9 protein-coding genes, 4 tRNA genes and 1 pseudogene are annotated in these 13586 nt (G+C 60.2%); 2 read left to right on the forward strand and 12 right to left on the reverse strand.

Going from position 1 to position 13586, the window contains the following annotated elements; translation table 11 throughout:
• Positions 1 to 1955 (reverse strand): SNF2-related protein (locus ACE3SS_RS05370; protein WP_374592119.1); only part of this gene is annotated, 1955 nt, incomplete at its 3' end.
• Positions 1952 to 2155, reverse strand: a complete 204-nt coding sequence (locus tag ACE3SS_RS05375; protein ID WP_209421958.1) for a helix-turn-helix domain-containing protein — start codon at positions 2153 to 2155, stop codon at positions 1952 to 1954. The genes ACE3SS_RS05370 and ACE3SS_RS05375, both read right to left, overlap by 4 nt.
• A 437-nt stretch (positions 2156 to 2592) precedes the next feature.
• Here ACE3SS_RS05375 and ACE3SS_RS05380 point away from each other — a divergent pair.
• Both ACE3SS_RS05380 and ACE3SS_RS05385 read left to right on the forward strand, forming a co-directional pair.
• Positions 2593 to 2763 (forward strand): annotated as a pseudogene (locus tag ACE3SS_RS05380) (Arm DNA-binding domain-containing protein); the annotation flags it as partial.
• A gap of 56 nt (positions 2764 to 2819) precedes the next feature.
• Complete coding sequence (locus ACE3SS_RS05385) at positions 2820 to 4349, forward strand: DUF927 domain-containing protein (RefSeq protein ID WP_374592121.1); 1530 nt, start codon at positions 2820 to 2822, stop codon at positions 4347 to 4349.
• Between the two features lie 909 nt (positions 4350 to 5258).
• On the opposite strand, the gene ACE3SS_RS05390 is transcribed toward ACE3SS_RS05385, so the two are convergent.
• The 10 genes from ACE3SS_RS05390 to ACE3SS_RS05435 all read right to left on the reverse strand — a co-directional run bounded on the left by ACE3SS_RS05390 (position 5259) and on the right by ACE3SS_RS05435 (position 13550).
• Positions 5259 to 5693, reverse strand: coding sequence for a hypothetical protein (locus ACE3SS_RS05390; RefSeq protein WP_374592123.1), 435 nt, complete (start codon positions 5691 to 5693; stop codon positions 5259 to 5261).
• On the reverse strand, positions 5683 to 6708 hold the full coding sequence (locus ACE3SS_RS05395; protein WP_374592125.1) for a carbon-nitrogen hydrolase family protein: 1026 nt from the start codon (positions 6706 to 6708) through the stop codon (positions 5683 to 5685). The genes ACE3SS_RS05390 and ACE3SS_RS05395 overlap by 11 nt, the downstream gene beginning before the upstream one ends.
• Positions 6709 to 6848: 140 nt before the next feature.
• Positions 6849 to 6940: transfer RNA gene (locus ACE3SS_RS05400), tRNA-Leu, on the reverse strand.
• A 67-nt stretch (positions 6941 to 7007) separates the two neighbouring features.
• Positions 7008 to 7081 (reverse strand) — tRNA-Cys (locus ACE3SS_RS05405).
• 93 nt (positions 7082 to 7174) lie between these two features.
• Positions 7175 to 7250, reverse strand: a tRNA-Gly gene (locus tag ACE3SS_RS05410).
• 113 nt (positions 7251 to 7363) lie between these two features.
• Positions 7364 to 9784, reverse strand: coding sequence for an endopeptidase La (lon, locus tag ACE3SS_RS05415; protein ID WP_374592127.1), 2421 nt, complete (start codon positions 9782 to 9784; stop codon positions 7364 to 7366).
• A gap of 149 nt (positions 9785 to 9933) precedes the next feature.
• Positions 9934 to 11211, reverse strand: a complete 1278-nt coding sequence (gene clpX / locus ACE3SS_RS05420; RefSeq protein WP_374592129.1) for an ATP-dependent Clp protease ATP-binding subunit ClpX — start codon at positions 11209 to 11211, stop codon at positions 9934 to 9936.
• Positions 11212 to 11349: 138 nt separating this feature from the next.
• Positions 11350 to 11958, reverse strand: coding sequence for an ATP-dependent Clp endopeptidase proteolytic subunit ClpP (gene clpP / locus ACE3SS_RS05425; RefSeq protein ID WP_374592131.1), 609 nt, complete (start codon positions 11956 to 11958; stop codon positions 11350 to 11352).
• Positions 11959 to 12123: 165 nt separating this feature from the next.
• Positions 12124 to 13434, reverse strand: coding sequence for a trigger factor (gene tig, locus ACE3SS_RS05430; RefSeq protein WP_374592133.1), 1311 nt, complete (start codon positions 13432 to 13434; stop codon positions 12124 to 12126).
• 29 nt (positions 13435 to 13463) lie between these two features.
• A tRNA-Leu gene (locus tag ACE3SS_RS05435) sits at positions 13464 to 13550 on the reverse strand.
• Positions 13551 to 13586: the final 36 nt, after the last annotated feature.

A 13586-nucleotide genomic window follows, 5' to 3' on the forward strand; every position in this document is an offset into this window, starting at 1 on the left:
GCTATTGACTCTTCCAGCTCCGCTTGCAGCGCATTGAAGGCGGCTTCGATCTGCTCGGGCTGCCTACAGGTATCGTAGATCTGAAGGATGCGTTTCTCGAAGTCGAGGCCGCCTTCAATACGACCCAGCACTTCATCGCTTGCACCGAACACGCCGGAGAACAGATTGAATTTCTCAGTGAGCAGTTCCAGCACGCGCTGGTCGGCCTGGTTGCGGGTGTTGAGGAAGTTGATGACCACCACGTCGTAACGCTGACCGTAGCGGTGGCAACGGCCAATGCGCTGCTCGACACGCTGCGGGTTCCACGGCAGGTCGTAGTTGATGATGAGCGCGCAGAACTGCAGGTTGACACCTTCGGCAGCCGCTTCGGTGGCGATCATGATTTCCGCGCCGGTGCCGTCGTCCTTGCGGAAGTGGTCGATCAGCGCGGTGCGGCGATCTACCTGCGGCGAGCCGGTGACGCGATCTGTGCCTATATATTCTTCCAGCCAGCGCTGGTAGATGGCGGTGGATTCCTCGTGGGTGTTGGTGCCACTAAACAGCACCAACTTGCCCGCGTGCCCGTTGGCTGAGAGGAAGCGGTGCAGGTACTCCTGAGTGCGCTTGGATTCCGTGAAGATGATGGCCTTGCGTGGCGCGCGCAGCTCGGCCATCTTGCTGAAGCCCAAGCCGAGCGCCTTCAGTAGCGCCTGTGCCTTGGTGTCGGTTTTCAGGGCTTGGGCGGCATCGACGAATGCAGTCAGCTCCGCGATCTCGGTGGTGATGGCGGTGCGGACGGCATGGGCATCTTTTGCTGCGCCCGGCTTACCTTCTTCGACTGGCGCAGGCGTCGGGGCTTCGACGTTTTCTTCTGCCTCGCTGGCTTCCTCTTCCAGGTAGTCCTGCTCCAGGTCGTCCTCGGCAATGAGCTGTTCGACCAGTTGGCTGCCGTCGTCTTCCGTTTTGCCTGCTGCGAGCAGGCCTTGCAGGCGCTCGCGGATGGTGACCAAGGTGGCAGCGACGGCGTGCGAACTGGAGGCCAGCAGCTTGCGCAGGATCAGTGCCGTGAGGTGGCGCTGCTGCTTGGGCAGGGCGTAGGAGTCTTCCTTTTGCAGAAAGGCCGAGATGCGTTCGTACAGCGCCTGCTCGTCGTCAGTCGGGTTGAACGGCTGGGTGAGGGCCTTGCGCTCGGTGTACTTGATGTACTCCAGTACGTCACGGCGCAGTGTCCGTTTGGCGAAGCTGGCAAGGCGCTCACGCAGTTCGTCAAGCCCCGTTCCGCTGTTCATGAATTGCTTGCGAAAGGCTGCCTCGTCGCCGAATAGGTGCTCGTCGATCAGCGTCGACAGGCCGTACAGCTCCATCAACGAGTTCTGCAACGGTGTGGCGGTGAGCAGCAGCTTCTTGCGGCCTTGCAGTGCGCGCTTGAGCGCCTGCCCGGTGCGGTTGCTGGCGCGGTGCGCATTGCGCAGCTTGTGCGCTTCGTCGATGACAACCACATCCCAAGGCACGGCTCGCAGCTCGGCTTCCAGCTTGGCGGCAAACTGGTAGGACATGATGACGACCGCCTTGCCAACCTGCCGTTGCAGGGTGGTGAGCATGTCGCCAGCAGACTGCTTGCGCAGAGAAACGGCATCCACCACGGTGGTAGGCACGGCGAACTTGTCGTGCAGCTCCTGCGCCCATTGCTTGCGCAGGCTAGCCGGGCAGATGACCAAGAGCCGACGGTGGCGCTCAGCCCAGTATTGGCAAACCACCAGCGCGGCTTCGATGGTCTTGCCCAGCCCCACCTCGTCAGCCAGCAGTACGCCTTCCTGCAATGGGTTCCGAAGGGCGAACAGCGCTGCCTCGATCTGATGCGGATTTAGGTCTACGCTGGCATCGAACAGCGATTGGGAGAGGCGATCAACGCCATCGGCAGCGTGTCGCCGCGTCAGCTCGTGGGCGTAGTACTTGGCGTGGTAGGCAGAGATCAATCGGTGCCCTCCGCCTTCTTCGACTGGTCGGCTATCCAGCCGTCGATGTCCGTCGCCCGGAAGCGCCATGTCCCGCCGACCTTGAAAGCCGGTATTTTCTTGGCTGCCGCGAGTCTGTAGATCGTCCGCTCCGTGACCTTCAGGTACTCGGCGACTTCCTTGATCGTCAGGATTCCGCTTTCGCTGGTGTTTTTGGGCATGGAAGGGGGCCAGTCGGATGATTGGTAAAGTACGACAGGATAGTACACAATTTTCCAACTGGCGACCAAAAGCGACCGAAACAGGAAAGTTTGTCTCCTACGCGGTGAGGATGGGATGGATTGCCGCAGTCAAGCCGAGCGCGATGCGCTTGGGTACAGTCTCAGGCGCAGGTGGCCAAATCGTCGAATCCACGCTCTCAAGGCCGGGGCGTTACTATCTGGCTCGGATTGCGGACGCAGGTTCGGTTCCCTAATCCGCCACCACTCAATGGTTCGCAATAGTTCGCGAACATCCAAAAGGCCCAAGTAAATCAACGACTTGGGCCTTTTTCTTTGTCCGCAGAGGTGCAGTAACTTCCGCCAGAATCCGGCAAAACTTGCAGTAACTTCTACAGTAACCACACAATTCGGGTTACTGCACGGCGAAAGTTACTGCAATGGCTCGACACCTCATTTCCAGCGACAAGACCATTCGGGCGATCAAGCCTGGTGACCCTCTCAAGCGGTTGAACGATGGCGATGGCCTGTATTTGCTGCTGTTCGTCAAGGGCGGCGCACATGGCTGGCGGCTGGACTACAGCATCGGCGGCAAGCGCAAGACCCTGAGTTTGGGAAGGCTTGCCCCTGGTGCGGGGCGTGAGCTTGTCTACCGAGGATCAAGGCCATGCACCCGGTCATTGACGCGCACCAGCCGCAAAAGCTGCCCAAGGATTCGCACGAAGACCAAGCCGCCCGAGTGGCTGACCACCTGGACATGCACCCCGAAGGCTGCACATGGAAGGAGTTGACTGAAGCATGCGACCTGGGTAGTGCCACCAAGGTCATTTCAGTCATGGAGGACTTGGGGTACGTCTTCGAAAAGCGCCAGCGCGACGTGCCATGTGTTGATGGAACCAAACGCCGTCAGCTTGCGCGGCTGTGCGTGGGCAATAGCCGGCTGGCCTTTGCCGTGGCCTGCGCACTGGCCGGGCCGCTGCTGGCCTGGGCACCGGGCACCACGGGCGGCGGCTTCCACTACGTGGGTGATTCATCCATCGGCAAGACCACGGGCCTGCTGATCGCGGCCAGCGTGTGGGGCAAGGGCACCGAAAAGGACCCCGACTCCTACATGCAGAAATGGCGGGCCACCAGCAACGGCCTGGAGTTTCAAGGCGAGCAGCACAACGACTGCACGCTGATCCTCGACGAGCTGGGGCAAATGGAACCTGCCGAGGCCGCGCAGTCGGCCTACATGCTGAGCGATGGCCGGGGCAAGCTGCGCGGCAAGGCGGCGGGCGGCTTGCGACAGACGCCCACCTGGCGGCTGCTGTTTCTGTCCACGGGCGAGCTGACCCTTGCGCAGCACGTTGAAACCATCGGCAAGAAGATTAAGGCCGGGCAAGAGATTCGCATGATTACGATCCCTGCCGAGATCACGCGGGGCACGTCACTTGAAACCCTGCACGACTTCGCCACCGGGCACGAGCTGTCCGGCCACGTCATGCAGCACGGGGCCAAGCACTACGGGGCGGCGGGCCGCGCCTGGCTGGAGTGGTTGACCCAGCACACCGACACCTTGACCCGCGAACTGCGCGAGCGCATGGAAGCATGGGAAGCCCAAGCCGTGCCCGAGATGGCATCGGGCCAAGTGAAGCGGGCCGGCAAACGCTTTGCCCTGGTGGCTGCGGCGGGTGACATGGCAACGGCGGCAGGCGTGACCGGCTGGCCTGAAGGAGAAGCCAGCCGCGCCGCTCGCGCCTGCTTTGATGCATGGATAGAGCAGCGGGCCGGCGGCATCGGTGCATCGGAAGATGCGGCCATGTTGGCGCACCTGCGCCAGTGGTTCGGCATGTATGAAATGAACTTCAAGCGGTGGGGTATCACGGACGATAGCCACGCACCCAACACACCCATGATGTGCGGCTGGCGCAAGCCGATCATGGCCGACGAGCACAACCAAGCCGGCGACCTAGTGAGCGTGCAAGTGGGCACGGTCTGGTATGTGCTGGCCGAGCAATTCCGCTCAGTGGTGTGTAAAGGCTTCGACTACAAGCGCTGCCTTGACGTGCTGCGAGCTGGCGGCCACCTGATGCTTGAGCCTGGCGACGAAGACCGCAAGACCGTGCGGGCGCACCGTGCCCGACCGCCCGGCCAATCGAAGGACGGGGCGACGGTCTACCGGGTCAAGTCTTCGCTGTTGGACGGCGGAGATTGAGCGGCCACCCGCCCGCCCCGGGAGGGGTTGCGGCGGGCTTCTTTTCGCGCGATCAAATCAAGACCGAGCGAACCACCAGTGAAGAACACGGGCCACGGCTTGAATACGTGGCGAACGTTGGCGGATGATGGGCGCCCCAACAAGTGCGGAAAAATCAGCCCTGCGGAAGAAAAGTGAGGAAAGCAAACCCAGCATTGGCGCGGGTTAGCGGGGTTTTCCGCATTTCCGCACTTTCCGCACCATTTTTTGAGGCTGAGCCAGTCTGCGGGGCGATTCGCCGTCGATTGCGCGCCGCTTTCGGACTGCTGGCCGGGTCTGACCGGCTCCAAAAATGGCGGGTCCTTTCTGGCCGATGAAGAGCGGGCGCCATGACCCCGAAATTTCTACAGTTGCCGTGCAGCCAAGGGGGCTAACAAGGGGCACCCGGGGGGTATGAAAAGTCTGGCTGTCATGAACGCGGGACCGGACGGTTAACCCGTTTTTTGCGTGCGCGAGTTGCAGAGGGAGGGGGGGTCAAATCTCTACGGCTTCAACACCGCAGACCGCGTGCCCATCGTTCTTTGCGCAACCGCGTTATTCGATAGGGGGGGTGTGGCATGGCCCTAAGTTGCCGGGGCCTTCCTGGAGCCTTCACGATGCGGGCGTCATGACCCCGGAAAACGGCCAGACGTTGACCGGCTGAGAGGGCAAGTAAGTTGCTGCCTTGAGGTTCGGGGGCGCATCCCGGTAGGCCACGCAAAGCGCCACTACAGTAACTTTTGCAGTAACTTTGAACTGAGCACCCCGCAAACCCGCATAAATCCTAGGGATTCAATAGACGCCGGCCCATTTACCCAAACCCAGCTACTCTCAGTCGGTTTGTTTCGACTGTTCACCTGACAAGCTTCGACCGGGTCGCGGCTGCGTGCGTCACGAACGCAACGCACCAACCAACAGCACTGCGAAGCCCCCCACTTCGGCCACGATCAAAACGGTCATGTAAACCCAGATGATCACCGGGCTCAAGTGAGCGTGCCCGAGGCGAAATGGCCGGCGCAACTGGTTATCGGTGTCCCTGAGCACGCCGTGCGTGATGTAGGTGAACACAGCCGAAGCAAAGAAGAAGATCGGCACGGCGACCAGCACCAACGTGTGATCGGGACTCAGCGGCGAATACGGCACGAACTCGCGCATCAGCATGCAGGCAAACGCATACATCAACCCCGTGCGGTGTGCGATATCAACGTAAGTCGGCGCCGCGCCTTCGCTTGAGGCCATGATGCACAGGTATTTCCAGACGCCCGTAAGCAATCCACACATGAAAAACAAGCCCGCAGCGATCAGACAAAACTTTTCAGCGCTCATGATTCAACCTTTCAAGGGATGCCAGCCCGGCCTGCCGCCCTCGGCTGCGGTAGTAGGCTTTGCCGCACACGTTCTGATGATGCCAATAGGCGCGAATCGCCAGCGGCAACGCCGGTATCCAGAAACGATCTTCAATGGGCACAGCGGGCGCGCAGGCGCCGATATCGATGTCGGCCGATACAAAGCCTGCACCTTCTTGGGCCTGCCGCTGCGCAAGCACATGGCCGCTGGCATCAACGATCTGGGTGCAGCCCACAAATTCGGTGAGATACGGCAGACCGCGATCCACCCCCGGCAGCAACATGAAATCGGTAGAGAAGCGTCCGCAGTGCGAGGCCTGCACCACCGGCGCCCCCACGCGGCGCGCCAGCTCGGCGGGCGCGTTTTCTGAAAGATAGCGGTTGTATTGCCCGACCGACGCAAACGCGCGGGTGATGGCGCCCCAGTTGAGCGGCAGCGTCCACCAATGCGTGCCGCTGATCACCACCCCCACGCGGCCACGCAAACGGCGCGCCGTGGCGCTGCGGATCAGCTCCCAACACACCGCCGCACCCACGCCACCCAGCTCAGTGTCGAACACGCCATCGTCGTGGCCAGGGCCGTAAAAGGCGTTCTCCCACATCGTGGGCAAATCCTTGTCGTGCAGATGCACGCGGCCCGAAGGCTCAATCAGGTGATAGCGGTTGAGGATGGCGCCCTGCTCGGCAATCAGCATCGAGCCGCCGATCCAACACCGATGCCGCCGCGCCAGCCTCAGCAACATCTCGACGGCCACGTTGTCGGGCGGCAATACCGCCTGGTGGACGCGTTTGTCGAACGGCAGCTGCGACGTAAAAAACTCGGGCACCGCCACAAACCGCGCGCCGGTTTTACGCACGGCATCGTCGACCAACGCCTCGACCTTGGCCACGTTGACGGCCACATCGCCCACCACCGCATCGAGCTGAATCGCCGCCGCCCGCATCAGTTGCACAGCCCCTTGTCTTGACGATGACTCCTCAGTGTTGCTGCTCACGACATCACCTTCTTTCATGCCAGAACGCCTCGCAGCCCTGGCTGCCAACGGACAACGTCAACCACTTGGGCAACAAAAAGCCCGATTACCCAGAAGATAAGCGGGCCTTGCGGAGACTGCCGAACTCGACGGTTCTTTCTTGGTGCCTGGGACGGGAATCGAACCCGTACGCTGCCTCACAGCGAGCGGCGGATTTTAAGTCCGCTGTGTCTACCAATTTCACCACCCAGGCGCCGAGTTCGAGAATCGAAATTGACGTGAAAAAGCCCCGCCAGGTCAGACCTGACAGGGCTTGCATCTGGAGGCGCGGGCCGGAGTCGAACCGACCTACACGGATTTGCAATCCGGTGCATAACCGCTTTGCTACCGCGCCGAATATTTCTCTTTGCTCAGCAATTCAGAATCTTCAGCGGATTCTGACAAAAAAGGGAAGCCGACAAATTTTTGAAGGCTTCCCTTTCGGATATGGAGCGGGAAACGAGGCTCGAACTCGCGACCTCAACCTTGGCAAGGTTGCGCTCTACCAACTGAGCTATTCCCGCGTACTTCACAGACCGCATCTGCTTTCGACTTGCGTCGTTTGCTTCAGTGATTAGCGAAGAATTAGATTCTAGGACAAGATTCTCTGTTTACGCAAGCCCCTTGCAAAAATATTTCAATGCTTGAGCACGTCGGTCGACGCAGGGTCTGTCGCCGAGGAGGTTTTCGCTGGTTCAACCTTGGCTTCTTCTTCAGGCAGCGCCTGAGGCATGCGCTCCAGCGCAACCTCAAGTACCTTATCGATCCACTTGACCGGCACGATCTCAAGCTGGTTCTTGACGTTCTCCGGGATGTCTTGCAGGTCTTTGACGTTTTCCTCGGGGATCAGCACGGTTTTGATGCCGCCTCGGTGCGCCGCCAGCAACTTTTCCTTGAGGCCACCAATCGCCGTCACCTCGCCACGCAGAGTGATTTCACCGGTCATCGCAACCTCCGCGCGCACCGGGATGCCCGTCAGGGCCGACACGAACGCGGTGGTCATCGCGATACCTGCGCTCGGACCATCCTTCGGCGTGGCACCATCCGGCACGTGAATGTGGATGTCGCGCTTCTCGAAGAGCTCGTCCTTGATGCCCAGCCGAGCAGCGCGACTGCGCACTACCGAACGCGCGGCCTCCACAGATTCTTTCATCACGTCGCCCAGCGAACCGGTGCGGATGATGTTGCCTTTGCCGGGCATCACGGCAGACTCGATGGTCAGCAGATCGCCACCTACTTCGGTCCATGCGAGGCCCACGACTTGCCCGACCTGGTTTTCCTTTTCGGCCTGGCCATAGCTGTAGCGACGCACACCCAGAAAGTCATGCAGGTTTTCTTCGTCAACCGTCACGGTTCCCGTGTATGACCTGAGCGCCAAACCCTTGACCACCTTGCGGCAGATCTTGGACACCTCGCGCTCCAGCGAGCGCACGCCAGCCTCACGTGTGTAGTACCGGATGATGCCGCGAATAGCCGATTCGGTGATGTTCAGCTCTTCGTCTTTCACGCCGTTGTTCTTGCGCTGTTTGGGCAGCAAGTATTTCTGCGCGATCGAAACTTTCTCATCTTCGGTGTAGCCGCTCAGGCGAATCACTTCCATCCGATCCAGCAGCGCTGGCGGAATGTTCAGCGAGTTCGACGTCGCGACGAACATCACATCCGACAGGTCGAAATCGACCTCGACGTAATGATCACCGAAGGTGTGGTTCTGCTCGGGGTCAAGCACTTCAAGCAATGCGCTCGACGGATCGCCACGGAAGTCCATGCCCAGCTTGTCGATTTCGTCAAGCAAGAACAGCGGATTGCGGGTTCCGACCTTGCCCAGGCTTTGCAGCACCTTGCCCGGCATCGAACCGATATAGGTGCGACGATGGCCTCGAATCTCGGCTTCGTCACGCACGCCCCCCAGGGCCATGCGGACGAACTTGCGCCCGGTGGCGCGGGCCACGGATTGGCCAAGCGAGGTCTTGCCGACCCCCGGAGGACCAACCAGACACAGGATCGGCGCCTTGACCTTGTCTACGCGCTGCTGCACAGCAAGATATTCAAGGATGCGCTCTTTGACCTTGTCCAGGCCAAAGTGGTCTTCGTTCAGCACATCCTCGGCAAATGCCAAGTCGTGCTTGATCTTGGTCTTCTTGCTCCAGGGCAGGCCGACCAACGTATCGATGTAGTTGCGCACCACGGTGGCCTCGGCCGACATGGGCGACATGAGCTTGAGCTTCTTGAGCTCGCTGTCGGCCTTCTTGCGCGCATCCTTGGGCATGCGAGCGGCCTCGATTTTCTTCGACAGATCGTCGAGATCGGCGCCCTCTTCACCCTCGCCAAGCTCCTTCTGGATGGCCTTGACCTGTTCGTTGAGGTAGTACTCGCGCTGACTCTTTTCCATCTGGCGCTTGACGCGACCGCGAATGCGCTTTTCAACCTGCAGGATGTCGACCTCGTGCTCCAACTGCTCGAGCAATTTCTCGAGACGCCCGCTCACCGAGAACAGATCGAGCACGCTTTGCTTGCTTTCGAGCTTGAGCGGCAGGTGCGCGGCGATGGTGTCGGCCAAGCGGCCGGCATCGTCGATACCGGCGATCGAGGTTAGGATTTCGGGAGGGATCTTCTTGTTGAGCTTGACGTATTGATCAAACTGTTGCGTCACCGCGCGGCGCAGGGCCTCGATCTCGGGAGACGTGCCCACCGGGGGAGCCACCGGCGTGACCTCGGCGACGAAATGCTCACCGTTGTCTTCGATCTTGCCGGTAGACGCGCGCTGCACGCCTTCAACCAGCACCTTCACGGTACCGTCAGGCAACTTGAGCATTTGCAGGATGCTCGAAACGCAGCCGATTTCGAACATGTCGTCGGCTTTGGGCTCATCTTTGCCCGCCGACTTTTGCGCGATCAGCATGATCTGACGACCAGCTTCCATCGCGGCCTCCAAAGCCTTGATCGACTTCGGGCGCCCCACAAACAATGGGATGACCATGTGCGGGAAGACCACCACATCGCGCAACGGCAACAGCGGCAGCGTGATGGGCTCAGAGGGGAGTACGGGGTGTCCAGACATGGCAAGCTCTCTTTCTGTTACCCAAATTGAAGCCAATTGGGCTGATTACCCACGTGGGGACTCAGCACGGAAATACAAGGCCGTATGGAGACTGCCTAGACCCCGGCGTATGCCTGGGCTCGGTCTGAGCAGTCACCGATGCAGATACTTCAGGCGCTGGCCTTGGCCTGCTCTCTGTACACGAGCAAAGGTTTGGTTTGCTCGTTCACGGTTGACTCGTCAAGCACCACCTTTTCTACGCCATCTTGCGTGGGAAGTTCAAACATGGTGTCCATCAAGGATTGCTCCAGGATGGAGCGCAAACCGCGCGCCCCCGTCTTGCGGGCCAGAGCCTTCTTGGCAATGGCCGACAAAGCCGCCGGACGCACTTCCAACTCGACGCCGTCCATCGACAGCAGACGCTGATATTGCTTGACCAGCGCGTTCTTGGGCTCGGTCAGGATCTGCACGAGCGCGTCTTCAGTCAGTTCGCCCAAGGTGGCCACGACCGGCAAACGGCCCACCAGCTCCGGAATCAGGCCGAACTTGATCAGATCTTCGGGCTCAACCTCGCGGAAGACCTCTGACACGCTGCGATCGTCCTTGCTCTGCACGGCGGCAGAGAAGCCGATCCCCGACTTGACCGAGCGCGTCTGGATCACCTTTTCCAAGCCGTCGAATGCACCACCGCAGATGAAAAGGATGTTGGTGGTGTCGATCTGCAGGAAGTCCTGATTGGGGTGCTTGCGCCCACCTTGCGGAGGCACCGAGGCCATCGTGCCTTCGATCAGCTTGAGCAAGGCCTGCTGCACGCCCTCGCCCGAGACATCGCGGGTGATGGAGGGGTTGTCGGCCTTGCGCGAGATCTTGTCGATTTCATCGATATAGACGATGCCGCGCTGCGCCTTCTCGACTTCGTAGTTGCAGTTCTGCAGCAGCTTCTGAATGATGTTCTCGACGTCCTCGCCCACGTAACCGGCTTCGGTCAGGGTGGTGGCGTCAGCGATCACGAAAGGCACGTTGAGCATGCGCGCCAGGGTCTGAGCCAGCAACGTCTTGCCGGAGCCTGTTGGGCCGATCAGCAGAATGTTGCTCTTGGCCAGTTCGACCTCGTCTTTCTTGCCGCCACCCGCCCCCATGTGCTTGAGGCGTTTGTAGTGGTTGTACACCGCCACCGACAGAATGCGTTTGGCCGCATCTTGCCCGATCACGTATTGATCGAGGATGGACTTGATCTCGACAGGAACCGGCAAGTCGCTCTTGGGCGATTTGGCGTCCGACGCCTCAGTCGTCACCTCATCGCGAATGATGTCGTTGCAGAGTTCTATGCACTCATCGCAGATGAAAACCGAAGGCCCTGCGATCAGTTTCTTGACCTCGTGCTGGCTCTTGCCGCAGAAAGAGCAGTACAGGATCTTTTCGCTGGAGGAGCCTTTTTTCTCTGGCATGGTGTGCGCCCTGCTGGCTGGGTAGGTTGGAAGAAATGATATGTCAAACAAAATCAGGCGATGGAGAGAGATAAATAGCCCGACTGCCGCCTTGTTTGGCCGATTCAGTCGCGAATTCCGCCCTCCATCCGCACGTACTCACTGCCGCTTGGCCAGCACCTTGTCGATGAGGCCGTAGCCCACCGCATCGTCGGACGACATGAAGTAGTCACGCTCGGTATCGTTCTGGATTTTTTCGAGAGTCTGCCCGGTACGCTCAGCCAGGATGCTGTTGAGGTTTTCGCGCAGCTTCAGGATCTCGCGCGCCTGGATCTCGATGTCCGTCGCCTGCCCCTGAGCACCGCCCAAAGGCTGGTGAATCATGATGCGCGAATTCGGCAGCGCGAAACGCTTGCCCTTGGCGCCGGCGGCCAGCAAGAACGCCCCCATGCTGGCGGCCAAGCCCATGCACAACGTGGACACGTCGGGCTTGATGAATTGCATGGTGTCGAAGATCGACATGCCGGCGCTCACGCTGCCGCCCGGAGAGTTGATGTATAGCGAAATGTCCTTGTCCGGGTTTTCGCTCTCGAGAAACAGTAGTTGAGCAACAACCAGGTTGGCCGTCTGGTCATTCACTGGCCCGACCAGGAACACGACGCGCTCGCGCAGCAAGCGGCTGTAGATGTCGTAGGCTCGCTCGCCACGACCGGATTGCTCGATAACGATGGGCACCATGCCGAGGTTCTGGGTATCTAGGGCGCTCATGGCTCTCCTTCAAGATATGAAACTGAAATTCAGACCGGACGTGACCGATTATGTATCGGTGCATCACGCTGGCTGGCTTGGTTGGCGGCGGTTGAACGATAGCCAAAAACAAAGGGCACCTACCGCAGTAGGTGCCCTTGTTTCGAGTACCTGAAACTGTGTCGATTAAGCAGCATTCATCAGTTCATCGAAGCCGAGCGCCTTGTTGGCGACCTTGGCCTTGCTCAACACGAAGTCGGCCACGTTGCCCTCGATGACGACGGCCTCGACTTCAGCCAGACGCTGACGATCGCTCATGTACCAGCGCACCACTTCAGCGGGCTGCTCGTAGCTCTGTGCCAGCTCTTCGATGTGAGCACGCAGTTGGTCGGGCTGCGCTTGCAGATTGTTGGAGCGAACCAGCTCACCCACGGCCAGGCCCAGGCGAACACGACGCTCCGCTTGGGGCTGAAAAACCTCGCCGGGAATCGGCGCCTTGTCGGCATCCTTCACGCCGCGAGCCTTCAGATCGGCGCGAGCGCCTTCAACCAGGCGAGCCAGTTCGTTCTCGACCAGTGCCTTGGGCACATCGAATTCGGCGACCTTCAGCAGAGCGTCCAGCGCAGCAGATTTATTGCGTGCCGCCGTGCGGAACTTGACTTCGCGCTCGAGGTTTTTCTTGATGTCGGCGCGCAGTGCCTCGATCGTGCCCGCATCGATGCCCAGCGTCTTGATGAACGCCTCGTCGACCTCGGGCAGAACCTGAGCTTCCAGCTTGGTGACGGTCACGAGGAAGTCGGCTTCCTTGCCAGCGACGTCCTTGCCGTGATAGTCGTCAGGGAACTTCAGCGGGAAGGTCTTCGACTCACCGGTCTTCATGCCGCGCACGGCCTTTTCAAAGGCTTCGAGCATGCGGCCTTCACCCAGCAGGAACTGGAAGCCTTCTGCCTTGCCGCCATCGAACGGCACGCCGTCGATCTTGCCCTCGAAATTGATGGTGGCACGGTCGCCGTCCACGGCACCTTCGGTCGCTGGACGCTGGTTGAACGTGCGACGCTGCTTGCGCAGGATGTCGATGGTCTTGTCGATGGCTTCTTCGGACACATCGGCGGTGACGCGCTCTACCTCAACCGCAGCCAGGTCGCCGATCTGCACCTCGGGGTACACCTCGAAGGTGGCATCGAAGCTCAGCTGGCCTTCGGGTGCGCCATCTTTTTCTGAGATCTGGGGCGCACCAGCCACACGCAACTTGGCCTCGGTAGCCGCCTGACCGAAGGCTTCGCCGAGCTTGTCGTTCAGTACCTCGTATTGAACCGACATGCCGTAGCGCTGGGCGACAACGCTCATCGGCACCTTGCCCGGACGGAAGCCATCGGCCTTGACGGTACGGGCCAGTTTCTTGAGGCGCGAATCGACTTCTTGCTTGATGGCATCGGCCGACAGAGTCAGTGTGATGCGGCGTTCGAGCTTGTCGAGGGTTTCAACGTTGACGGCCATGATGTCTCTATCTCTTTCGTTGCGTTTGCTGGTGCGCGGGGGGGGACTCGAACCCCCACACCATTGCTGGCGTCAGGACCTAAACCTGGTGCGTCTACCAATTTCGCCACCCGCGCAAGAACGATGAACAGAGCTGCTGGGACGCAATACAC

The organism is Aquabacterium sp., assembly GCF_041915145.1.
In the GTDB taxonomy this organism is placed as follows: Bacteria; Pseudomonadota; Gammaproteobacteria; order Burkholderiales; family Burkholderiaceae_C; genus Aquabacterium.

Bases quoted from the DNA above. Each gene is read 5' to 3' on its own strand.
- ACE3SS_RS05385 (WP_374592121.1), top strand. From the start codon at position 2,820: ATGCACCCGGTCATTGACGCGCACCAGCCGCAAAAGCTGCCCAAGGAT.
- ACE3SS_RS05375 (WP_209421958.1), bottom strand. From the start codon at position 2,155: ATGCCCAAAAACACCAGCGAAAGCGGAATCCTGACGATCAAGGAAGTC.
- tig (WP_374592133.1), bottom strand. From the start codon at position 13,434: ATGGCCGTCAACGTTGAAACCCTCGACAAGCTCGAACGCCGCATCACA.
- clpX (WP_374592129.1), bottom strand. From the start codon at position 11,211: ATGCCAGAGAAAAAAGGCTCCTCCAGCGAAAAGATCCTGTACTGCTCT.
- lon (WP_374592127.1), bottom strand. From the start codon at position 9,784: ATGTCTGGACACCCCGTACTCCCCTCTGAGCCCATCACGCTGCCGCTG.
- ACE3SS_RS05390 (WP_374592123.1), bottom strand. From the start codon at position 5,693: ATGAGCGCTGAAAAGTTTTGTCTGATCGCTGCGGGCTTGTTTTTCATG.
- clpP (WP_374592131.1), bottom strand. From the start codon at position 11,958: ATGAGCGCCCTAGATACCCAGAACCTCGGCATGGTGCCCATCGTTATC.